General features: G+C 47.7%; 20 protein-coding genes. 7 read left to right on the forward strand and 13 right to left on the reverse strand.

Going from position 1 to position 23,545, the window contains the following annotated elements; genetic code table 11:
* A partial coding sequence (locus tag H7T88_RS19375; RefSeq protein ID WP_221789936.1) for a hypothetical protein occupies nucleotides 1–2,862 on the reverse strand: 2,862 nt, incomplete at its 3' end.
* A gap of 348 nt (nucleotides 2,863–3,210) precedes the next feature.
* Here H7T88_RS19375 and H7T88_RS19380 point away from each other — a divergent pair.
* Together H7T88_RS19380 and asd are read left to right on the forward strand one after the other, a co-directional pair.
* Nucleotides 3,211–4,341 carry a YheC/YheD family endospore coat-associated protein gene (locus H7T88_RS19380; RefSeq protein WP_221789937.1) on the forward strand — a complete coding sequence of 377 codons (1,131 nt, stop codon included), beginning with the start codon at nucleotides 3,211–3,213 and terminating at the stop codon, nucleotides 4,339–4,341.
* Between the two features lie 84 nt (nucleotides 4,342–4,425).
* Nucleotides 4,426–5,220: an archaetidylserine decarboxylase gene (gene asd, locus H7T88_RS19385; RefSeq protein ID WP_221789938.1), complete on the forward strand. Its 795-nt coding sequence runs from the start codon at nucleotides 4,426–4,428 to the stop codon at nucleotides 5,218–5,220.
* A gap of 437 nt (nucleotides 5,221–5,657) precedes the next feature.
* Here asd and H7T88_RS19390 read toward each other — a convergent pair whose 3' ends face one another.
* Both H7T88_RS19390 and pdxR read right to left on the reverse strand, forming a co-directional pair.
* On the reverse strand, nucleotides 5,658–6,443 hold the full coding sequence (locus tag H7T88_RS19390; protein WP_090919385.1) for an AraC family transcriptional regulator: 786 nt from the start codon (nucleotides 6,441–6,443) through the stop codon (nucleotides 5,658–5,660).
* A gap of 60 nt (nucleotides 6,444–6,503) precedes the next feature.
* Complete coding sequence (pdxR, locus tag H7T88_RS19395; RefSeq protein ID WP_221789939.1) at nucleotides 6,504–7,961, reverse strand: MocR-like pyridoxine biosynthesis transcription factor PdxR; 1,458 nt, start codon at nucleotides 7,959–7,961, stop codon at nucleotides 6,504–6,506.
* Nucleotides 7,962–8,197: 236 nt separating this feature from the next.
* On the opposite strand from pdxR, the gene H7T88_RS19400 reads away from it, so the two are divergent.
* The 3 genes from H7T88_RS19400 (at nucleotide 8,198) to H7T88_RS19410 (ending at nucleotide 10,628) form a co-directional block, all read left to right on the forward strand.
* Nucleotides 8,198–8,815, forward strand: a complete 618-nt coding sequence (locus H7T88_RS19400; protein ID WP_090919393.1) for a pyridoxamine 5'-phosphate oxidase family protein — start codon at nucleotides 8,198–8,200, stop codon at nucleotides 8,813–8,815.
* A 165-nt stretch (nucleotides 8,816–8,980) separates the two neighbouring features.
* A complete protein-coding gene (locus H7T88_RS19405) occupies nucleotides 8,981–10,279 on the forward strand; it encodes an aminotransferase class I/II-fold pyridoxal phosphate-dependent enzyme (protein WP_090919398.1) in 1,299 nt (432 codons plus the stop codon).
* A 223-nt stretch (nucleotides 10,280–10,502) separates the two neighbouring features.
* A complete protein-coding gene (locus H7T88_RS19410) occupies nucleotides 10,503–10,628 on the forward strand; it encodes a YjcZ family sporulation protein (protein ID WP_208606778.1) in 126 nt (41 codons plus the stop codon).
* 172 nt (nucleotides 10,629–10,800) lie between these two features.
* Here the strand turns inward: H7T88_RS19410 and H7T88_RS19415 are convergent, their stop codons facing one another.
* From H7T88_RS19415 to H7T88_RS19435, 5 genes are all read right to left on the reverse strand, one after another.
* On the reverse strand, nucleotides 10,801–12,018 hold the full coding sequence (locus H7T88_RS19415) for an ABC transporter permease (protein ID WP_221789940.1): 1,218 nt from the start codon (nucleotides 12,016–12,018) through the stop codon (nucleotides 10,801–10,803).
* A 1-nt stretch (nucleotide 12,019) separates the two neighbouring features.
* Nucleotides 12,020–12,772 carry an ABC transporter ATP-binding protein gene (locus H7T88_RS19420; protein WP_090919407.1) on the reverse strand — a complete coding sequence of 251 codons (753 nt, stop codon included), beginning with the start codon at nucleotides 12,770–12,772 and terminating at the stop codon, nucleotides 12,020–12,022.
* Between the two features lie 25 nt (nucleotides 12,773–12,797).
* Nucleotides 12,798–14,177, reverse strand: a complete 1,380-nt coding sequence (locus tag H7T88_RS19425; RefSeq protein ID WP_221789941.1) for a DEAD/DEAH box helicase — start codon at nucleotides 14,175–14,177, stop codon at nucleotides 12,798–12,800.
* Nucleotides 14,178–14,358: 181 nt separating this feature from the next.
* Nucleotides 14,359–15,132 (reverse strand): SDR family NAD(P)-dependent oxidoreductase, encoded by a 774-nt coding sequence (locus tag H7T88_RS19430; protein ID WP_090919414.1) that lies wholly within the window; start codon nucleotides 15,130–15,132, stop codon nucleotides 14,359–14,361.
* Nucleotides 15,133–15,190: 58 nt separating this feature from the next.
* Nucleotides 15,191–15,649: a chemotaxis protein CheX gene (locus tag H7T88_RS19435; protein ID WP_090919417.1), complete on the reverse strand. Its 459-nt coding sequence runs from the start codon at nucleotides 15,647–15,649 to the stop codon at nucleotides 15,191–15,193.
* 450 nt (nucleotides 15,650–16,099) lie between these two features.
* Here H7T88_RS19435 and H7T88_RS19440 point away from each other — a divergent pair, with 450 nt between their 5' ends.
* The gene (locus tag H7T88_RS19440; RefSeq protein WP_090919420.1) at nucleotides 16,100–17,002 is read left to right on the forward strand and encodes a LysR family transcriptional regulator; all 903 of its coding nucleotides are present in this window, start codon (nucleotides 16,100–16,102) and stop codon (nucleotides 17,000–17,002) included.
* Between the two features lie 32 nt (nucleotides 17,003–17,034).
* On the forward strand, nucleotides 17,035–17,844 hold the full coding sequence (locus tag H7T88_RS19445) for a histidinol-phosphatase (protein ID WP_090919423.1): 810 nt from the start codon (nucleotides 17,035–17,037) through the stop codon (nucleotides 17,842–17,844).
* 264 nt (nucleotides 17,845–18,108) lie between these two features.
* On the opposite strand, the gene H7T88_RS19450 is transcribed toward H7T88_RS19445, so the two are convergent.
* From H7T88_RS19450 to sdhA, 5 genes are all read right to left on the reverse strand, one after another.
* Nucleotides 18,109–18,747, reverse strand: coding sequence for a GNAT family N-acetyltransferase (locus H7T88_RS19450; protein ID WP_154891047.1), 639 nt, complete (start codon nucleotides 18,745–18,747; stop codon nucleotides 18,109–18,111).
* 144 nt (nucleotides 18,748–18,891) lie between these two features.
* Nucleotides 18,892–19,623 (reverse strand): metallophosphoesterase family protein, encoded by a 732-nt coding sequence (locus tag H7T88_RS19455; protein ID WP_154985051.1) that lies wholly within the window; start codon nucleotides 19,621–19,623, stop codon nucleotides 18,892–18,894.
* 31 nt (nucleotides 19,624–19,654) lie between these two features.
* Complete coding sequence (locus H7T88_RS19460; RefSeq protein WP_260511018.1) at nucleotides 19,655–20,614, reverse strand: metallophosphoesterase; 960 nt, start codon at nucleotides 20,612–20,614, stop codon at nucleotides 19,655–19,657.
* Nucleotides 20,615–20,801: 187 nt separating this feature from the next.
* Complete coding sequence (gene sdhB / locus H7T88_RS19465) at nucleotides 20,802–21,566, reverse strand: succinate dehydrogenase iron-sulfur subunit (protein ID WP_090919432.1); 765 nt, start codon at nucleotides 21,564–21,566, stop codon at nucleotides 20,802–20,804.
* Nucleotides 21,567–21,772: 206 nt separating this feature from the next.
* Nucleotides 21,773–23,515 (reverse strand): succinate dehydrogenase flavoprotein subunit, encoded by a 1,743-nt coding sequence (gene sdhA / locus H7T88_RS19470; RefSeq protein ID WP_154891050.1) that lies wholly within the window; start codon nucleotides 23,513–23,515, stop codon nucleotides 21,773–21,775.
* Nucleotides 23,516–23,545: the final 30 nt, after the last annotated feature.

The following is a 23,545-nucleotide window of genomic DNA, read 5'->3' on the forward strand; positions in this document are numbered from 1 at the left end:
TTCTGCGATATGTGCAGACTGCACACTCTCATCGGTCAAATGAATGCTGGATACCGTGCCCTCTGTCAGTTTACTGCCGTCTACACTGCCATCCGCCAATTTAGATGTAGTAACTGCACCATCTTGTAAGATGACGGAGCGGACAGACTCTTCTTCCAGATGTTCAGTTCCAATACTCCGCTCCTGAATATGGTGGGAGAAAACAGCCCCATCCTGGATATGACGAGATTGAACTGCACCTTGCTGCAGGTGTGTAGCACCCAGAGATTCCAACTGCAGATGCAAACCACTGATCAGCCCTGGCTGTAAATGTGCTTCTGTTACAGAGAGCGGAGCCAAATGTTCTGTATGCACCGCTCCGGCCATCAAATGATTGGAAGATATCGCCTGCTCGGTAATATGCTCACTGCGAATGACCTCTTCTCTCAGATGAGCGCTATGGACAGACTGAGCAGTCAAATGATCTGATTTTATACTGCCTTCAGCGAGATGCATGGAATCAACGGATGCTCGTTGCAGATGTTCGCTTCCCACTGCCCCGTACTGTAATTCCTCGCCAGATACCGAGTCGGTGGCCAGATGTTCTGTTGTCACTGTTCTTTGACGAAGCTTGCTACCGGGGATGCTGCCGTTTGCAAATAATTCTGGCGTACGCACCTCATCGGACAGATGCTCCAGCGAGATCGTATGCTGCTTCAGGTGATATCCACGAATCGTTTCAGCAGGGATATGTTTGGCAACGATGCTTTCAGCCATAATCTTGGCGGAAGTGATACTGCCGTCAGCCAGTTTGGCCGAGGTGACCGATAGATCAGCCAGCTTATCTGTAGAGACACTTTCCGGTGAGAGTTTAGGTGATGTCACAGCATGATCTGTAAGATGTGGTGGAAAGATGGAACCGCCTGCCATCTGTGCTGAAGTCACGCTGCCCGGAGCTATTTTGTCCGTCGTAATTGCCGCACGTGATATGGCATCGGTCTGAACGCTGCCCGGCTGCAGGTGAGGGGCACCTACGGCATGCTCTGTCAGGTGCTCGGCTCTCACTGCATACGGCCTCAGTGCTTCGGAATCCACACTGCCGGGAGCCAGATGAGCCGTTGATACGGCTGCTTTGGCCAAGTGGGACGAATTGACCGTACCTGAGGCTATAGCTTTGCTTGTAACCGCACTTGGAGCGAGTTTATCAGCCGTGACACTCTCTGATGCCAGCTTTGCGGTTGTGACTGCTTCATCCTGCAATTGGAATGATCCTACAGAAGATTCTGCCAGATGTTTTTCCAGCACAACACCTGAAGCCAGTGCATCCGCAGACACACTTCCCTCGGATAGATGTGTCGTCTCGATGCTTCCACTCGCCAAATGTATGGAATGAATGGCACCATTATCAACATGAACCGGTGTAATGCCTCGATTGGCAATATGTTCCCCGCGAATCGAGCCTTTAGCCAGATGTTTCCCGAGCACAGCTTCATCGGATATTTTGGAAGCGACAACGCTTTGATCTGCCAGTTTCGAAGCCGTCACTGCCTGCTCCAGCAATTTCGCTGTTCCCACCGATTGATCTGCCAGCTTGCTGCTAATGATCGCTCCATCGACCAGATGCTCACTACCGATTTCGGCATTGCCGATCTGTTCGCTCCCTACAGCAGCAGCTCGAATCTGTACTGATCCGATCGAACCATCCACCAGATGTCGTCCATTCAAGGCATGTTCGGCAATATGCCGTGTATGAATCGAGCCATCCTCAATCTGTTCGCTGCCGATGCTGCTTGCCAGCAATTGATTACGTCCAACAGAACCTTCAGCCAAATGAGACTGTTTCACCGAACCGGCCTGAATGTGGCGTGTATCAATAGATTGCTCTTCAATTTTGCTACCTGTCACCGCTCCATCACGAATCTTGGCACTGGTGACCGCATCATCCGCCAGTTTCGAGGTATGGACAGCCCCACCAGCTAAATGACGGGTCTCGATCCCGCTAATCGCGATTTTTTCACCAGTAACAGCTTGATTCTGGATTAATTCCTCTGTGACGAGCAGGCGACTCAGATGCCTTGTGCCGATGGAGCCATCCGCTATTTTGGCTGCATCAATGACCTGATTGCCCAGCTTCTGTGAGGTAATGCTCCCATCCCGGATTTTGTCTCCAGCGATGGATGCATTTCTGATTTTGTGACCTGATACAGAGCCATCAATTAGATGTTCCTCCGCAATCGAAGCCTCAGCCAGCTTAGCAGAAACAATCGCACCATCCGCAATATGAATACTTGTTACTGCATAATCCTGAAGCGCCTCGCTTCCTACAGCTCCTGATTTCAGCTTGGAGGCGTCCACCGAAAAAGGAGCCAGCTTACTTTCCGTGACGGCAAACTCACTGAGGTCATCTGTATAAATATACTGTCCTTCATAGCCTGGCATCTGGTTCTGGTTTAATTGTTCAAGACGCTGCTTGCCTGTTGAACGGCTTGGGTTATCCTGTTCTTTCAATGGAAGGTGCGCAATGCTTCTGATCTGAAGTTCCTTTTCTGCGCTTTCCTTTTCCACATTATTTTTTTCTGCATTTAATGGGGCAATTTGTTGCGGCTGCCGGGGCTGTTGCTCCTGCACTATGTCTTGCGCTTCCACCACAACTTCAGATTTATTGACCGATGCATCTGGCGTCGTCTGATCAGATGTCGTTACGGTATCAGCAATAACTTCCTTGGAGGCAACTCTATCCGAAGTCGAAACCTCCTCTTTTTTCACTGTTTTTTCCGGCTTGCTGAATTCCAGTCGCCGATCCATCAGATCCAGCTCCCTGAATTTGGGACTGATATGACGCAGTTTAGGCGTCACAACCTTTTTTTTGCCTTTTTTACTCATGAGGCCAGCTCCTTCCCCTAACGTTCATCTCCGGCATCATATGCTTTGAGCTGGGCATCTGCCACTTTTCTGGCCCTACTTTTGCACATCCGTGATCAGATTCCTGTCTACTCAGGTTAACGTTACATCTACCCTGGCGTAATTAGGCTGTACGAAGTGAAGAGAGAAGGCGGCTGTCCACGCCCCGCATCCGCTCGTTTCATAAGATAAGATGTCTGGACATCAACGGATGTATAAAAGTGCCTCTGCACACCGGTCTGCGTTATCGCGATGTTAAAACCATGCATTGACAGGCCGGCATACTGAAAAAATTCATGGTTGCGCGATAACAATGAAGGAGGAACGGTCATGCTCCAAGAAACGATCGGCATTATGTTCGATTCACGCATGTACCGGGGGATACCGGCCGGAAGGACCGGTCAGGAATCACTCGCCAATTATGAACAGGCTGCAGCCTGTTACGGATTAACGCCTTGCTTTTTAAGGCTGGAGGATATCGATCTGGATCGTAAAACATGTCTGGCTTATGTGAAAAAAGAAGGTCGTTACGTCCGTGAGCGTATACCGTTTCCTTCCGTAATCCATAACCGTGCGCTCCAGCTTCGCCGTGCGGAACAGCGACTGATTACACGTTTGCTCCTGCAAGGCATCCAGGTGTATAACGTGCGTAATCGTTATCGGAAGGACCATGTGCATGATATGCTGCGGCAAGACTTTTTTTTAAAAGATCATCTGCCACACGCAGTCAAAGCAACGCCCGAATCGCTCACTTACATGATGGAACATCATAAGGATCTCGTCATTAAACCGTGTAGCGGCAGCATTGGTCATGGCATTATGCGTCTCTTCCAGCAGGAGGGACATTGGAGACTAACCTGTGAAACGAGGGCATCGCGTAAAGGCTGGGCCACCTTCAAGCTGAACCGGGGACAGTTGCCTTCCGCTACACTAAGGCGGATATTCCGTCATGCTTATCTGATTGAAGAACGGATTCCGCTTATCCGGTATGAGGGAAGGCCCGTTGATCTGAGAGTATCCGTGCAACGCGGGGGAGATGGGGTATGGAGTGTCACTGGCATGTTTGCCAAGGCAGCTCCGGCGCATACGTTTGTCACCAACATTGCGCAAGGCGGCAAAGTCATGACTGTGGCTGGAGCACTTGGTCTGGCTGAACCGAGTACGGAGCTATTCCAGCTGCAAGCCCGAATAACTATAGTCGCCCTTCGTATTGCTCACACGCTGGCTTCCAACTTGCCTCATCTGGCTGATCTGGGCCTCGACCTCGGCGTAACCCAAAATGGAGGCATTTACTTTATTGAATGCAATGGCAGGGATCAGCGATATGGGTTTCGTAAGGCTGGCATGCAGGAACATTGGCAGATGACATATAACAAACCAATGGCGTACGGACGTCTGCTCGTCAATCACAACTCCAGCATTCCAAGACAGCCACAAACCTATGATCGTGGATTGTATTGATTTCATTCGTGATTTGTGTCAATATTATGCAGAATGGCCGCTTTTGCGGCCTTGAAGTTTGTATTAACCCTAAGGGGGATATTCATGGCAAAAACGCTGTTGCGATTAATGACTGAGCTTTCTTCGCGCAAATGGATCTCCCGGACCGTGGGAGCTTTCTCCAAAAGCCGGGGAAGCAAAGCATTTATCCCTTATTTTGTCCGGACCTACAACATCCCTGTACAGGAAGCCGAGAAGGATTGGAAAGAATATCGTTCCCTGAATGATTTCTTCACTCGCAAATTAAAACCCGGGATGCGCCCGCTAGACCTTTCGGAACATGCATTGATCAGCCCTGTCGACGCTAAAATTACGGCAGCAGGCCCGATTTCTGCAGGAACCATTCTGAATGTAAAGGGACAAGATTATACACTTGCTGAATTGTTAAACCACTCTCCACATCTGGAGAAGTACAAGCATGGTTATGTATTTGTGCTCTATCTCAGTCCGCGCGACTACCACCGCATTCATGCACCTGTCAGCGGTCGTAAGATGGAGAGCGAACATATCAAAGGCAAAGTTTATCCTGTGAATGATTTCGGACTCACCCATATGAAATCCGTGCTCAGCCGCAATGAACGGCTTATTACGTATATTCAGCATGATTATGGTGAAGTAGCTGTCGTCAAAGTGGGTGCAATGAATGTCAGCAGTATTCAATATGCCGATATTGACACCCAGACTTGGGCTCAGGGAGATGATCTGGCCTATTTCGAGTTCGGTTCTACCGTTGTACTGCTTATGCAGACCGATACCTTCGAACCGCTCCCTGATTTGAAACCTGGAGATTCCGTTAAAATGGGAGCTTTACTTGGTCGTCTGAAACCCAAACAACCCTAATTTCATACGTAAATAAAGAGGATGGCTCAGCACCTGCAATCAGGTGTTATGCCATCCTCTTTATTCTCTATCCTTCATTTGCCTATAATTCATGATATGAAATGTTACCATTCTAAATTGCCTAACTAAATATCATTTCATGTATACATGCATGGCGCTGCCTCTCTCCGGTTGGAACGCCAGTTCATTATAAGGTGTAGCCATCTCTCCAAACGTTAAAACCATACGTCCTGCAGTTCTTCAACGGGTTTCAGCCGGCGCAGGCGTTTCCGAAAAATACTGCATCCCTTAATGGAATTTCTACGGCTACGAACCCGTCTTTTTCCGTTCATCATCACGTGTTCCTCCTTGTAAGGTCATCTGGAATGCTAGTTACTTACCCTAGCCATCCAGCATTGAAACGTTGTGATGTTTGCATACGAGACGCTGACATGGTTTTAACGAATCTCTGACGGGCTTTTGCCCGTATATTGCTTGAACTGACGACTGAAGAAAAAGATATCCCGATAACCCAGTGCATCCGCAACTTCGGTCACGTTCATACCGGTATGCACCAGAAGATGTTCTGCCCGTTCAATACGCATACGAATAATATAGGACTGTACCGATGATCCGACAAGTTCCTTGAACTTGATTGAGAAATAACGCGGCGACAGACCGGCTCGCGCGGCCAGATCCTCTACACGATGTGTAATTCCGGGATGCTGGCGAACATAATTCGCTACCTCCTGAATCACATCGGACAACTGATTACTTACCTTTTTCTCCACAGGTTCTTCCGTATCCGCACGCAGTAAATGGATCATCAACTGCTTCAGAATCAGCCTGCTCTCTTCATCACGTCCATACACATCGGACAAAAACAGCCTTACGTAACGTGCAAGTAAATGCTCAAACTCCACAGTCTCCTGCACTTCACGGTAAGACTGAGGCACATCCACAACAGGCTCGTCCACATCGAAATGAATATATGTAAGCACCAGTGGTTTCTGCCTGTTATGCGTTGCGCTTGTATGGTCTCCCGGACGAAACAGGAAACAGCTTCCTTTGCCAACCTCGTAAGGCTGATCATTCAAAATAACCGTGCCTTCACCGCTCCACACGTAAAATAAATCATAATTTTGCATCGGTTTTTCTCGCTTCTGCCACTTCCAGCCCGGTTCACAGACTATTTTGGCGACAGCGGGCAAAATTACAAATGATGACGGCGATGCCTGCAGCATGTCGCCACTCCCCCTTGACAGTTAATCTCTTTAAACACTTATCCCATTATACAGCGGAATTCACTGAAACGAAAATGTACACTTCTCCCACGCGGCTTGCATCCGCCGTATCCCTTCGCGAATCTCCGCTTTTTCCAGATGAGCAAACCCGAAACATATTGCAGCATGCCCCGGAGTTAAGCGGTACTGCTCCACATCCCGGAACAAAACGCCCTCTTTATGAACCTCTCTGGTAAACCGTTCATAACTTGCTTTGTCCCCGTTCCAGATCGCATAAATGGTCAAACCGGCATCACCTGGTTGCATGGTGAAGGCTTGTGGCAACCACCGATTCATTTCCTCCACAAAAAAGTCATGCCGATCTCCATATAGCCGGGTTAATCGACGTAAATGCCGCATATATCCACCTCGTGTCATAAATCTGGCTAGTGCACGCTGTTCCAGCAGCGCGGGTGACACCGGTTCATACAGAGCTTTGGCAGCCAGAAGTGGCTCGACCAGACTGCTTGGCAATACCGCATAACCGAGCCGGAACGAAGCAGGCATCGTTTGGGAGAAGGAACCGATGTATATCACGCGTTGCTCACGATCAAGCACCTTAAGTGGTTCAATCGGTCGTCCGCCCCAGCGGAATTCACTGTCATAATCATCTTCAACAATAACGGCGTTTTGTTTTGATGCCCAGTTCAGTAAGGCTCGCCTTCGTTCCAGCCCTAGTACCGCTCCGGTCGGGAACTGGCGAGTCGGAGTGACAAATAACGTTTGTGCCTGCCAATCTTGCGGGATAATACCTCCTTCATCAACCTCAGCTGGTATCACCTCACCACCGCAGGATCTGACCGCATGCAGAACGCCTTGATAACCCGGACTTTCCAGCACCACCGGGCTTCCCTCGTGAATGAGTAATTGGGACAACAGCGTAATGCCTTGTATCGATCCACTGAACAGTACGATCTGGGAGGCATCCGTTTGAATACCACGTGTCCAGCGAAGATGTGCGGCAATCGCTTCTCGTAGCTCTGGATCACCCGCTGCACCACCTACATCTCGCCAGCCACTGCGATGAACCGCAGCGAGCGCACTTTTCCACTCGGCTTTTGGAAAATGTTCTGGAAGCAATCGCTGCATCCGAAAATTGATGACGGATTCCTGTTCCAGTTGAATCTCTTCACGTGAACGTTTGTGTTCTGCGGTTAATTCGCGAAGACGCTCTCCCCATGGAGATAAAGACAACACCGCTTCGCTATGATCGTTGTGATGCACGGACAAGGATTCCGTAACATAGGTTCCTTTTCCCGGATAAGCATGGACATATCCATCCGCAAGCAACATATCGTATACCTGGGCTACCGACCCGCGTGACATGTCGTACTGTTTCGCCAGTAAACGCGTAGAAGGCAACCGTGCTCCTGCTTCCAGTGTACCTGAATGGATCGCATCCCGCAGTGCGTGATATAACGCTTGATATTTATATCGATATTGGAGTTCGTATGAATCAAGTGGCAGCCATAATTCCATGTGGTTCTCCCCCTTAACATGTCTTCTTGATCTTTACTTCTATGTTCACTTCTATCTTTTCCTAGTCTTACTTCCTGCTTAAGATCATCTTCCATCCCAATTGGCCTATAAAAATCAATGTAAATTGGATCTATTTTACTGTCAATATTCGTTTTATGGTTATCTTCATGAAAAACAATACTGCAATCCTATTTCTGACATGTTCTAATACTTACTAAAATAATGGGGGAAATCACATGAGACGCAAAGAATTTTCGGTAGAAGAGGAACAGGAAATCATTACATTTTTGGACCAGTGCTCTTTTGGGTTTCTGGGTACCGTCAGCCCGGATGGAGAACCGAGAGTTACACCGCTGAATTTTGTATATATGGATGGTTGCTTTTATTTTCATGGAAGTTTAGCCGGGGAAAAAATGAAACAGATCAAACAGCACTCGTCCGTCAGCTTTACCGTGGCGGAGGAATTCTCGCTGATTCCTTCTTTTTTCAGTGATCCTGAACTGGCTTGTCCTGCAACCTCGTTTTTCAAAAGTGTCATGGCCTCCGGTCTGGCAGAGCGTGTAGAAGATCTTGATATTAAAGGCAAGGTACTGCAGCGGTTTATGGAGAAACTCCAGCCGCAAGGCGGTTATGTACCGATTGATGCACAAGACTCCCGCTACACCGGGCGACTCAAAGCTGTTGCTGTAGTTCGAATCGTACCGGATCGACTCAGCGCCAAGTTTAAATTCGGGCAGAATCTGACGCCTGAACGATTTGATCATATCAGCGGTGAATTGCATAAACGAAACGAAGGCCGGGATCATGAAACGGCTGAAATGATGCGAAAATATTGTCCGTACCATCAGGAGTAACACGCCAGATCCAGCCTTAAATTTATGCTAATATTGCATTCTGACCCCGCGCAACAACGCGGTGAAGTGATATAACTGTCATATTGCGTAATTTCCGTGACGGGGCCATGTCAAGGTGTTATAATGTTAGGCAGTGAATCACAAAGACTTGGAAGGATGAAAAAAATGAATCCACTGGCTGAACAGTTGAACGAAAGTATTCAGGCCGGCAGCAGTCACGTCTACTCCATGCTGTCACAACTCGGCAAAGAAATTTATTTTCCAAAAGAAGGTATCTTAAGTCAATCTGCGGAAGCAGCAAGCTTGGCCAAGACCTATAATGCAACGATCGGTATCGCTCTGGAGGGTGGAGTGCCTATGCATCTTCCGGTGATTCAGGAAAAGTTGTCCGCATTCCAGCCGAAGGATCTGTATCCTTACGCACCGCCTGCAGGCAAACCTGAATTAAGAACCGTTTGGAGAGAAAAGATGCTGAGAGAAACCCCTTCACTGGAAGGCAAATCTTTCGGAAACCCGATTGTAACGAACGCACTGACTCATGGACTCAGCATCGTAGCCGACCTGTTCACTGAAGAAGGGGACGCTGTTATATATCCGGATAAAAACTGGGAGAATTACGAGCTGACTTTCGGAATTCGTCGACACGGCCAGTTGATTCATTATCCATTGTTTGATGATCAATTGAACTTTAACAGCAACGGACTGCTTCAGGCGTTGCTTGCACAGAAGGACAAAGGAAAAGCCATTGTTCTACTGAACTTCCCGAACAATCCGACAGGTTACACGCCAGGCGGCGCAGAAGCAGATGCCATCGTAGATGCCATTCGTCAAGCTGCAGAAGCCGGTGTAAATGTTGTTGTGGTTACAGATGATGCATACTTCGGTCTGTTTTTTGAAGATTCCATTCATGAGTCTCTTTTTGGTAAACTGGCCAATATTCATCCACGTGTATTAACGGTGAAGATCGACGGAGCAACGAAAGAAGAATTCGTATGGGGCTTCCGTGTAGGATTCATTACATTTGCTCATGAAGATGCTGCTGTTTTGCATGCATTGGAGCAAAAAACACTTGGCATCATCCGTGCAACGATTTCCAGCGGGCCACATCCCTCACAGACTTTTGTTCTGGATGCGCTGAAAGCACCGGAGTTTGAAGCACAGAAACAAGAAAAGTTCGAGATTATGAAAGGCCGCGCCAACAAAGTTAAAGCAATCCTGGACAGCGGTAAGTATGGAGACGTATGGGATTATTATCCATTCAACTCCGGTTACTTCATGTGTCTGAAGCTGAAACAAGTCGGTGCTGAAGCACTCCGTAGCCATCTGTTGCACCAATATGGTGTAGGCACGATTGCACTCGGTGAATCCGATCTGCGGATTGCCTTCTCTTGTATCGAGGAAGCAGGTCTGCAAGAACTGTTCGATACGATCTACCGCGGCGTGCAGGATCTACAGACGACTTAGCATATAAGTAAATATAACCTTCTAACTTTAGACGGTTTCAAAAATAGAATCCTTTGCGGCACATTGCGAAAGCTAATGTCATCGCGAAGGGTTCTTTTGTTTTCTGGACAGAAGCCCAAAACACATATACACGGGCAGAGGCCCAATCAGCCTAACGCTATGGCACATAATATACGATGTACGCAAGGGCGTGCCAAACCATCACTCGAAAGGGGTATGACCCATGTCCCAAGTTGAAGATACAAGAGGCGGATACGGATACTGTGGCGTTGGAGGATTCACAAACATTGGTGCCATTCTCGTACTGTTCATCCTGCTCGTCATCATCACAAAATCCTTCCTGTACTAATACGCCTTCGCTATGTATACGCGCAAGACATCATGAGTTTACATCACACATCAAAAAGAAGGGTATTTCGGGATACAGCCCGAAATACCCTTCTTTTCTTACTCCTTCGCATAATTCACTTGTGTTGGATAAATCAAATAGCTCAACGAAGGTTTAAGCTAACTTGGTTCTTCTACTCGTCCTCTTCCTCTTTGAGCCATTTGCTACCCTGCGAACGACGCATCAGCACGATGACAAGTACACCAAGTATGAGTGCAATGCCTGTGATACTCAGTCCTTCCATTCCTGCTGCCAGCATCGGCAACCACATGAGCAATGCGGCTATGGCATGCAGTTGGAAGATGAAACCGAGCACCTGTGAACGGCGGCTCTCTCCTGAGATCGGATAAATCATGATCCAGAAGGATTCACCGTGACTGCGGCGCAGTACCCCCAGTTGAATGCCTGTAAGTAGCAGGAAGAACAGATATACCCCGATTCCGAAGTAACTGCCTGCCGTCCACCAGGAAAGCAACATACCCAGGATGATCAGACGCAGAACAATGGTGAATACTTCCGTTCGAATAAATGTTTTGGTCATGAGATATCGATAAGCCTGTCCCGCATTCCATGGAAGACCATTGCCCCATTTACTGAGCCATCGGCGAGAGTTCACCTTTTGCCCGGACGATGGCACATCGACAAACCAGCCTAATGTACGCATCACTCTGCCTGCTTGTGTCTGCTCCACCTGAATCAGACGTTCCCAAGCGACTCGGTGTTTGACAGGTACACGCAGTGCAACGATATAAACAGCGGCCAGTAGTAACAGAAACCAAAGGCTGCGTAGCGGCGGTTGCCATAACCAGGCTGCAACGGCAAGGATAGCTATGGCCCAGCGGAGTATCCGATATCCTTTGGACGCCCCAGCTTGAACCATCCTCAGTTCTTGCCATGCACCGTAACTGGACAACACTTTCCATAACACGAGAAACAACATGGACCAGCCCAGTGGTTTGGCATCTACATCTGACCTTACATAGAGTGGCCACAAGGTAAGAAATACAAAAAGTAACAACAGCATTTTATAAATTACGCCACGCACAAAGCTGTTTTTCAAATAATCCTGCATCCGGTACTCCTGCGGCCGCAAGAAGACAATATCTGCCGGAAGCAGATATGTACGATAACTGCTAAACAGTGCAAGCGGAGCCAGCAACAATAAAGCAATCCAGCGAATCGGAAATCCCGCAGGAATATTCTGTACAAAGGATGTATACCAAGCGGAGAAAGCGATGACGAGAAACAGAAATACCATCGCTACACCGCTCTGGATGACATAGCCCACATAAGGTAAAATTCCATTCCAAAAACCTGTCCGACGTTGCTTCCATAACAGCTTGAGATCCATACTAATCCCTGCCTTGCACGAGGGAATAGAACATGTGCTCCAGCGGTGTGTCAGGCTCTCCGAACTCCGTACGCAATTCGTTCAGTGTTCCTTGAGCAATGACATGTCCACGATGCAATACAATGAAGCGATCACAATAATTTTCAATCGTGGACAAAATGTGTGAACTCAGCAGAATAGAAGACCCGGCTGCTTTCATCTCCAGCATAAAATCAAGCAGTGAACGAATCCCCAGCGGGTCGAGCCCCAGAAACGGTTCATCAATAATGTAGAGTGGCGGTCCTGCCACAAAAGCACACATAATCATGACCTTTTGGCGCATCCCTTTGGACAGATGTGTGGATAGACTTGTGCTTTTCTCATTCATGCGGAACAAGTTCAGCAGTTTCTCTGTCCGTTGTTTGAAATCCGCCTCGGACACATTGTACGCCCTCGCCGTAAATTCCAGATGCTCCATGACGGTCATTTCATCATACAATTCGGGAGATTCCGGTACAAAGGCCATCGCAGATTGGTAGATCTGTGCATCCTCATCCCGTTTTTTGCCCATTACCCGAACTTCTCCCTGTTGCGGAGTCATCAGACCGAGAATATGTTTCATCGTTGTACTCTTGCCAGCACCGTTTAATCCAATCAATCCGACCATTTCTCCGCGGCCTACTTCCAGATTCACGTCATGAAGCACTGGCCGTTTGGCACTGTAACCACCACTAAGCCCGCTGATTTGCAGCACAGGCGATTGAACATTTTCCATCTATCCCTGCACCCCTTTCATCCGATTATTCCTCAGAGCGCGGCGCTCTGTCTTTGCTCCACTTGGGTGCTCCCTTGTTTTTGCGGTTCTGGTCGCTATCTGTGCGGCCTCCATTAGCACTAGGCTTGCCGCTTGCGGGACGCTGACCCGAATTCGAAATGGTTGCTCTCGTCCCTGGCTTCCGGTTCCCCTGAGCTGGCTTACGATCACGGGACTGTCCTGGTTTCCGCGAGAACGAATGTCCTTCAGGACGCGTATCTGGCCGCGGATCAGCCACCAACACTTTACCGCCGAACAACGTACGCTCCTGCAATTCAATGCCGAGTTCACGAGCGAATTTACGCATGATGAAAATTTGCGTTTCATCGACGATGGACAATACAATTCCTGAACGTCCCATTCGGCCTGTCCGGCCTGCACGATGAACATAGTGCTCTGAGTCAAAAGCAGGGTCATAGTTGATGACCATTGGCAAACCTTCAATGTCCAGTCCTCTTGCCGCCACCTCGGAGGCGATCAGCAATTGAATTTTGCCGTTACGGAAGGCGGCGAGTACGTTGCTGCGAGTCACTTTGTCGGCATCTCCGTACAGCGCAGCTGCGGACAACCCGAGGTGATTCATTTTTGCCTCAACCTCACCGATGTCCTCCGTTGCATTCACAAAGACGATAGCGCGATCCGGGTTATACTGTCTAACAAGACGACGCAACATATCGATCTTGTTGCGGCTCTCTTCCACAAAATAATAATGTTCAAGTCCGGCAGCCGTCGCACGATCCGGTTCAATACCGATATGAACAGGCTCTTTCATCTCGCGCTTAGCAAGTGTAGCCGTATGTTCGTCAATTGTAGCTGACAGGAAGATTAATTGACGGTCGCGCAGCGCGCTTTTCAGCACAAATTCCACGTCACTTACACCGCCGAGCTGGAACACCTGATCCGCTTCATCGATAACAATCGTCGATACATTGTGCATTTTTAGCTTTTTAAGTGTGATCAGTTCCTTCAACCGTCCAGGTGTACCAACAACCAATTCTGGATGTTCACGCAATTTCTCAATCTGACGTTTCACGGCAGCGCCGCCAATCAGACCTTGCACACCGATGCCACGACCCGTACCGTAACGCTGAGCCTCACGTACGATTTGCATTGCAAGTTCCTGCGTTGGTGCAATAATCAGTTTTTGGGTTCCTTTAATATCACTTTTAATGGATTGTAGTAGTGGTAGCAGGTATGCCAGCGTTTTGCCTGTTCCCGTCTGCGACTTGGATACGACATCCTTGCCTTCCAATATAACTGGAATGGTCTGTGCCTGTACCGGGGAAGGTTCGTTAATGCCGTGCTCAGCTAGCAATGCTCCCAGATCCTCTGCTACGCCAATTGATGCAAAAGTTTGATTCGTCATGTATTCCATCCTTTAAATTTATTCGTAAAAAACAAAGCCTGTCATCACATTACCTTTCATTATATGCGAAAAAAGCCCGCTTACCAAATCTTATTGCCGAAATGTTCAAGTCTGCGCAAAAAAAAGAAAAGCCCCTCGGCGGAGCCCTTCTTCATCCGATATATAGTGCACTCGTTACATTCTACTTCTGATTCATTACACCGTGTGACAAGCGGTCGGCCAGTCTAGGAAACAACTGATACAACCAAATGCCAGCTGATGCCAGCCGTGGCAGATTCACTTCTTCCTTACGTTTCTTCATGGCGCGAATCATGTGACCTGCTACATTCTGTGGTGTCAGCATCAGCCAGCGCACATTGTTTACGTAATTCCCTGAAGGATCGGCACGATCAAAAAACGGTGTATCAATGGGACCTGGATTAATCGTCGTCACAGTGATGCCCGTCTTGCGCAGTTCCTGACGTAAGGCATTACTGAATCCAAGTACAGCATGCTTTGTAGCTGTATAAGAGGCTGATTTGGCAGTACCAATTTTGCCAGCCATCGAAGCAACGTTTACAATCTGACCTTTGCCCCGTTCCAACATATGTGGAAGCACTGCTTTGGTACAGCGGACAATGCCCATATAATTCACGTCCATCATCTCATCGAATTCTTGTACAGACATGTCTGTCATGGCAGCAAATTTTCCGTATCCGGCGTTATTCAGCAAAATATCGATTCGTCCGTATTTATGTAACATCGCATCTACAGCCGTCTGAACCTGCTCACTGTCTGTAACATCCAGCGTAAGCAGTTCATGCCGCCCCTGTAGTGAAGCACCAATCTGATCCAGCTTGTCCCGCGAACGGGCAGCCAAAATCGGGATGGCTCCTTCCTCGATCAGCATTTGCGCGCAGAGCGCACCGATTCCACTCGATGCTCCTGTTATAAAAACAACCTGATCTTTCAGCATGGTTGATGTCCTCCCGTAATAAAACACATTGGGCCTCATGAAGGCCTATGCTTCTATTTTACGAGATCATCACCTGAATATCCATCTGTCCAATCCCATCCATCAACAAAGGAATACTAAGCGCCTTCGTTGCAGTAAATGTGGCTAAAATTTCAGATTGCATAACCTGAGGAGGCGTAATATCCACGACAACGCCTTGGTTGGACAGGATTGTACTTGCATTACCACTGATCATGTTACCGAGCTCCGAGATCGCACTTTTACTCATATCGTCCATCTCGGTGATGACAAAACCACCCATCATAGCTGAAACAATTTTCAAAGCCACCGTTTCTTGTATACCAAAAACAATATTTCCGCTCAACTGCCCCGTCATTCCAATCACGATCCAGACATGGTCAGCAATGTACTCTACATTCTTGACGCCAAGATTCCCGGTGGAAGGCGAAACCTGGATGAGCTGTTCAAAAACGTTGCGTGCAGATTCCAGGAATGGGTTAATTACTTCCGCTTTCACTGTATATGTCCTCCTCACACTGGGTTATTGGTCACACACCAAAAGTCCCATATTCATTAAATTTATTATACTTTATCACGTACGAGAATTCATTAAGAATTCAGGAAACCTTGTGTACTATAATTTATCGTCATTAGAATAGCAAATGTTTATAGCTGTTTTTGTCGCTTTACACTTTTGGAAGGAAATATTATTCCCTCATTGACTCTGTAAAAAGACACTAGGACTTTTATACCGGTTATGTATATAGTTAAAATTTTAAATTTTGGCTTGCTTCACATTTATTCCATATATTTAGTCCATTAGTCTACTTTCAAATAGGCATCTGCCCTTCATTGCTCTGATCTCCGTAATCCCCTATAATTTAAGATAAAAGAAACATAACCCGTCACGGAATTCACTGCATGACACATGACATACAGAGGATATTTTGTTGCAAGGAGGCCGTATATGAACATCAGCCAACTCGAAACGCTGATTACTATTTCCAAAACGATGAGTTTCCGTAAAGCGGGAGAACTTCTTAACTTGACACAGCCGGCTGTCTCCGCTCAGATCAAAAGTCTGGAAGATGAATTCAACACCGTGCTTGTCGATCGGAACCAGCCAGTAACCCTCACAGATCGCGGACAGGTTTTTCTGGAACATGCTGAACGGATGCTCGATATTGTAGACGAGTTGAAACAAAAGCTGTCCGATCTTGATGAAACACCACAAGGACGTATTGTACTCGGAACAACAACGTCCATTGCGATTCAAATATTGCCCAGGGTGCTCTCTTACTTTCAGGATCAATTTCCACTCATTAAAACAAGCATACAATCTCTGCCTTCCGCGCAGATTTATACACAGGTCGAGAATGGTCTGGTGGACATCGGAATTGGATATCTGACAGAACGGAACCCTAACCTTAGTACATCCGTGCTATACTACGATACATTTGAACTTGTTGTATCCCCTTCCCACCCGCTGGCGAAGAAAAAACATGCCGCGGTTGATGTACTGCGGAGCACACCTCTGATTCTCCTGTCCCCGGATACGGTTGGGCGTCGGTTTACGGAAGCCGTTTTCAAAAAATATAACATCGAACCCAATGTTGTCATGGAGTTGTCGAGTAGTGAAGAAGTGAAACGAATGGTGGAGATTGATCTCGGTGCAGCCATTATCTCCAAACAATCCGTTGCACAGGAGCTGCGGCAAGGTACGCTCCGAATGATTCCTTTAAGTGAGCTTGAGGTCAGCCATCCTGTAGGTGTCATCTATAAATCCAGTCGTTATCTGAATTCGGCGATGCATCAGTTTCTGAGTGATCTCAAAGGCATGCCGGAGACTCAATTTATTAGCTCGGAATAAAAACATAGGCAAAGAAAGGGTAGGGATTCCATATGAAATTTGATCTTCATACACACCATTTCCGCTGCGGTCATGCGGACGGCAACATCAGAGATTACATTGAAGCAGGCATTGAGGCAGGACTTCAGGCTATTGGAATCTCGGATCACACCCCTTACTTTGGCAGTGAACTGGAGCAGGCGCATCCACGAATTGCGATGGGTAAATCCGAATTACAACATTATGTAGCTGAAGTGCTCGCGTTAAAAGAAGAATATGCCGGAAAAATTGACGTTTTGCTTGGAATCGAATCCGACTACTTTCCAACACATGCTGAATTGTACCGGACAACGCTGGGACAGTACCCGTTCGACTATATTATCGGTTCCGTGCATCACACGGAGGATATCAGTATTTTCAACAAAACTCGCTGGAACGGACTAAGCAATGCTCGCAAAATTGAAGTGAAAGAAGGCTACTATGCTTTAATCGCAGAATCGGCCCGTAGCGGCATGTTCCAGATTCTTGGGCATATCGATGCGATGAAAGGCAATTATCCACCGTTCTCCGAAATTATTGCAGACCATGCGATTGACGAAGCTCTCCAGGTGATAGCCGGTGCCAACGTTGCGATTGAGATCAACACCTCGGGCAAAACCAAGCTTAGTGGCGGTTGGTACCCTTCCGATGCTATTCTGGAACGTGCCAATCATTACGGTGTAAAAGTGACATTTGGTTCAGACGCTCATATCCCGGGCCGGGTAGCAGACGAGCTTGACCTTGTGCGCACACGTCTGCGGGAGATCGGTTTCACCGATTGGGTGTATTTCAAACAAAAGCAAATGCAAGTTGTTCCTCTATAAAAGATGGCGAAACACAAAGATCCCCACGCAGCAAGAATACGCGTGAGGATCTTTTCTTTTCTTGTTTTATCTAATAATCTGTCCATTCATTCTGAACAAAAAAAAATGAACCCGCTCATCGCGGGTTCCAACAGCATTATCTATTATCAAAAAGGGGGTCATGAGATAAGTTTACCCCTTGTCTGTTAGAGTTCAATTGCAACTATATTTCAATTGTGTAACAAATGATTGAAGTTCGTTTCAGTTACCTTATCCTCTATTACGTTATGATATTCCCGGCTTGTTCGATGCCAACTTATGAAGCTGTTCGAGGTACAGATCATGCTGGAACTGTTCCCGGTACATACCATACACCTTAACATCCATTGAACTTTCGAATGCGTTGTCTTCTCCATCGTTCAGTCCATATGACGGAAGAATCCGCTCATAAGTCATGCCCATCTTAAGCAGTACCCGTTCAGAAGAAGCGTTGGCCTCATAACAGCGTGCTTCAACTCTCCACAGATGAAGCTCATCAAATCCGAATGTCAGCAGGCGATGCACCGCTTCTGTTGCCACGCCTTTCCCCCAGCACGTCTTGTCCACGATGTAACCGATCTGTGCAGTCCCTTTTTGATCATTCCAATGCTGAAAAGAGGTAATACCGATCACTTGCTCTCTGCCTTTCCAACAGATGCCATAATGCAGTGAATCCAGCTTGGCACTGCTGCTCCGAATCTGGTTTAACAATTTTCTCGCCCGAATGGGTGGAGGCTGGCTCCCACGATTGACGTACCGAATCACTTGAGGATCAGATAAGAGTTCCGATAAAGTGATGTAATCACTTTGACGTAATGACCGAAGTACAAGACGCTCTGTCCATAAGGCTGGTAGCCCTTGGATTAGCATATTTCGATTAAGCATGACAATCACTCCTTTGCCTAACGGGCTTTAGTCCGGTAAGACAAGCAAGCTCTAAGGATGATCCGGCATGATACTACTGATTGAATGACATAAATTGTAGTATGTCCTGTCATTGTTCAGCTTTATTCGGTCATGACACTCCATTTACTCTTGTAATCCACGATAAATGCCTGAGCGTATTTCACGAATATATGCCTCAAGCGCCGGTATTTCTGCTTTTTGTGCGATACGTACTTCATGTTCAATGTCGTAAGGAACCCGAACAAACTGAAGATTAAACGGTTTTTGACTATCATCGCCGTATTCCCCTTCAAGAATGCAATATGAAGCCTGCGGAAAATCGAGTGGATTTCCTACGCTGCCTGTATTAAATAGCATTTTTCCATCCAAATATTGCAGAAACGCATTATGCACGTCACCATAACCCACCACGTCAGCCGCTCCAGCCTCTGATTCGTCCGTCGGAGGATCAAACATCGCCAGTCGCTTCTCCATCTCATCCCATGGCTGTACACGGTGATATACACTTTGCGGTGAAGCATGAACTAATCGAACAGTGCGTCCGCTTAATTTGAATTCATAACTGAAGGGAAGGCTCGCCAAATAAGATACTCTGTCTGCTCCCAGTCGCTCAGCTTGCCATGTGAAATCACGGACATCCTGATTGACTGCGATCAGTTCATCCCAGTTGCCACGAATGACCACTTCACATGCCGCTCTGACCTGATCCACCACTTCAGCTGGTTGCGGTCCTTTGCCCACAAGATCACCCAGACAAAATATCCTGTTCAAACCACGATGCTGAATATCTTTCATCACAGCTTCCCAGGCAGTCATGTTGCCATGAATGTCGGATACAATTGCTATACGTTCCATCTGGTTACCCCCCATTCATGTTTGTTAAGCCTCATCTTTCACTTACATCATCCCGGCTTAAATGAAGCACGGTTAATTCAGGTCTGCATAGAAAACGAATGGGAAGCTGCGTCATACCAAATCCCCGATTCACGTAAACGGGCATCTGGGGTTTAGATGTATAATGCAATCCCTGAACATATTTACGTGAACCCCGCGGAGTTGTCATTGCACCGAACCAGGGAAATCGAACTTGACCACCATGACTGTGACCGGAGAGTTGCAAACCAAATCCATGCGGAGCAGCATAATCGGCATAATCCGGTTCATGCATAAGTAGCAGTTTCCATACACTCTCACTTAACCCTGTAACGGCCTCGTCCAAGTCGGGCTCTCCTGTTAACGCATCATCCAGACCTACTACTGCAAACTTTTCATTTCCACGTTCGATAACGATATGCTGGTTGAGTAAAAGGGTAAAGCCCGCTTCACGGAACATATCTATGACGTCCTGCTGTTGCCGTCCTCGATAATCATGATTCCCGAGTACCGCAAACTTCCCATACCTTGCTGTCATAGAGGCTAGAATCGGTACACACTCACGCATCGGCTCGGATTGTCTCTCAACGATATCTCCGGTAAAACAAATGAGGTCCGGTTGCTGATCCTTGATCTGTTCTGCCAGCTTGCTCAACTCTTTTCGTCCTGTATGGAAACCAAGGTGTACATCACTGAAATGAACGACACGCAGTCCATTAAACGCTTCAGGAAATGAAGGGAACTTAAGATCAATATGATTGACTTGTAGACGCCGAGGCTCCCAAAGCGCGTATCCCAGTGTCAGCACACTAGCTACCACAGTCATCACGTGTTTTCGTAGTTGGAACATTCGACGAGAAGGGTCATGATCCTTTTCTTTTCCAGGAAAAAGAGGTGCATTCGAACCGTTTGGCCCGTTCGAGTGTCGGGACGGCGAGTTTCCGCTGTTCAACCGTGGTGTCTTTCCCATCATTCCCCTCCTCGGGTCAGTTTTCTTAAAAGTTGTTATAGGTAATATCCATCCCTGTAGTATACCATATTCTGCCTAGGATGCCCGCTTCCTTCGGTTGATGACAAAAGAAGCCGTGACCCGCCAAATTCTGCGCGGGATCACGACTTCTCGGAGAAGCAGACGTAACCTCTGCCTCTCGTTTACAGCATTATACACCCAGCCAACGTTTGAACATATGCTTGGTGGTTTGTTTATTCATCTCAGCGATGGACGTTGTGAGCGGGATGCCTTTTGGACATGAACGCACACAGTTCTGCGAGTTTCCGCAACCTTCAATACCGCCATCGTCCATCAACGCTTCCAGACGTTCTTCTGCGTTCATCTCACCTGTAGGGTGAGCGTTAAACAGACGTACCTGGGACAGCGCAGCTGGACCAATAAAATCAGTTTTTTCGTTAACGTTCGGACAAGCTTCGAGACATACGCCACAAGTCATACACTTGGATAACTCATAAGCCCACTGACGTTTCTTCTCAGGCATCCGAGGCCCTGGACCAAGGTCATAGGTACCATCGATTGGAATCCATGCTTTAACGCGCTTCAGAGCGTTAAACATCCGCGTACGGTCAATGACAAGGTCACGTACCACCGGGAAAGTTTTCATGGGTTCAATGCGAACGGGTTGTTCAAGCTTGTCGATCAAAGCTGCACACGCTTGACGCGGTTTGCCGTTAATAACCATGGAGCAGGCGCCACACACTTCTTCAAGACAGTTGGATTCCCAACAAACCGGCGCAATGGATTTACCATCCTTATTTACCGGGTTCCGCTGAATTTCCATCAGGGCGCTGATGACGTTCATATTTGGACGGTACGGAAGTTCAAACTCCTCGGTATAGGAAGATGACTCCGGGCTGTCTTGACGGGTGATAATAAACTTGACGGTTTTACTCACTGTTGCTTGTTCCGCCATATCTTTGTCCCCTCCTCTGGTGACGATGATTGTATTGCTGGTGCGCAAAGCTGGATGTTTGGGTGCTCGGGTAGACGCTCCGGTCGCGGAATGCCCTTTGGATCGCTGTTATCCCCGAATTTCTTTGACCAACCCTTCACAGGGTTGAAATTCGGTGATAAAGGCGAACGCTTCGCTTCTTTCGGGCATTTCCGCTCTCTTCGCTATTAGTCTTTTGAGTAGTCCCGGATACGTGGTGGAATCAGGGATACGTCGACTGGCTCGTACGAGATTTGCGGGCCTTCTTTCGACCAGCTCGCGATAGTCGTTTTCAGGAACTCTTCATCGTTACGCTCTGTGAATTCCGGTTTGTAGTGCGCTCCGCGGCTCTCGTTACGCAGCAATGCGCCAAGTGTCATCGCTTCAGAAAGCTCAAGCATGTTCCACAACTGGCGAGTAAATGCCGCACCCGGATTGTTCCAGCCGGAGTTGTCGTACATGTTGATTTTGCTATAACGTTCTTTCAGTTCCTTGATTTTGCCAATGGTTGCTTCAAGTTTGTCATTGTAGCGAACCACCGTCATGTTGGCTGTCATCCACTCGCCCAGCTCTTTATGAATCACATAGGCATTTTCCGTACCTTGCATTTTCATGATGCCTTCGTATTTGTCGGTTTGGCGCTTGGTATAACCATCGAATACAGAAGAAGAGATATCAGCGGATGATTTCTTAAGACCTTTGATATATTCAGCTGCCTTAGGTCCTGCCACCATACCGCCATAGATTGCGGATACGAGTGAGTTTGCACCCAAACGGTTTGCACCATGATATTGATATTCACATTCGCCAGCTGCAAACAGCCCTGGAATGTTTGTCATTTGATTATAATCTACCCACATGCCACCCATGGAATAGTGAACGGCCGGGAAAATTTTCATCGGGATTTTACGCGGATCGTCACCCATGAATTTCTCATAGATTTCAATGATTCCGCCCAGTTTGACATCCAGTTCCTTCGGATCCTTGTGAGAGAGATCGAGATATACCATGTTCTCGCCGTTAACACCAAGTCCCATGTCTACGCAAACGCTGAAGATTTCACGTGTTGCGATATCACGCGGAACAAGGTTACCGTAGGATGGATATTTCTCCTCAAGGAAGTACCAAGGTTTGCCGTCTTTGTACGTCCAGATTCGTCCACCTTCACCACGCGCAGATTCGGACATCAGACGCAGCTTGTCGTCTCCTGGAATCGCAGTCGGGTGAATCTGAATGAACTCACCGTTGGCATAATTCACACCTTGCTGATATACCGCGCTTGCAGCCGTACCTGTATTGATTACGGAGTTTGTTGTTTTACCGAAAATGATACCCGGACCACCGCTTGCCAGAATAACGGCTTCGGCCGGGAACGTTTGGACCTTCATCGTTTTCAGATCCTGGGCTACGATACCGCGGCATACCCCTTCATCGTCCACAACGGCTTGCAGGAACTCCCAGTTCTCATACTTGGTTACGAGACCCGCTGCTTCCCAGCGGCGTACTTGCTCATCGAGTGCGTACAACAGCTGTTGACCCGTTGTTGCGCCGGCAAATGCCGTACGGTGATGCTTCGTTCCTCCGAAACGGCGGAAATCAAGCAAGCCTTCCGGTGTACGGTTGAACATAACGCCCATCCGGTCCATCAGGTGGATGATGCCAGGTGCTGCTTCACACATCGCTTTAACGGGTGGTTGGTTGGCAAGAAAGTCTCCGCCGTATACCGTATCGTCAAAGTGTACCCATGGGGAGTCGCCTTCCCCTTTCGTATTTACCGCACCGTTGATACCGCCCTGGGCACATACGGAGTGGGATCTTTTAACAGGAACCAGTGAAAATAAATGAACATGGACTCCGGCTTCAGCCGATTTGATCGCCGCCATCAAGCCTGCGAGACCGCCGCCCACAATAATTACATTCGATGATGCCATTGCTAGTTCACTCCCTTAGTAAGTAAGCGT

This window comes from Paenibacillus cucumis (ex Kampfer et al. 2016) (assembly GCF_019748695.1).
Classification (GTDB): domain Bacteria; phylum Bacillota; class Bacilli; order Paenibacillales; family Paenibacillaceae; genus Paenibacillus; species Paenibacillus polysaccharolyticus.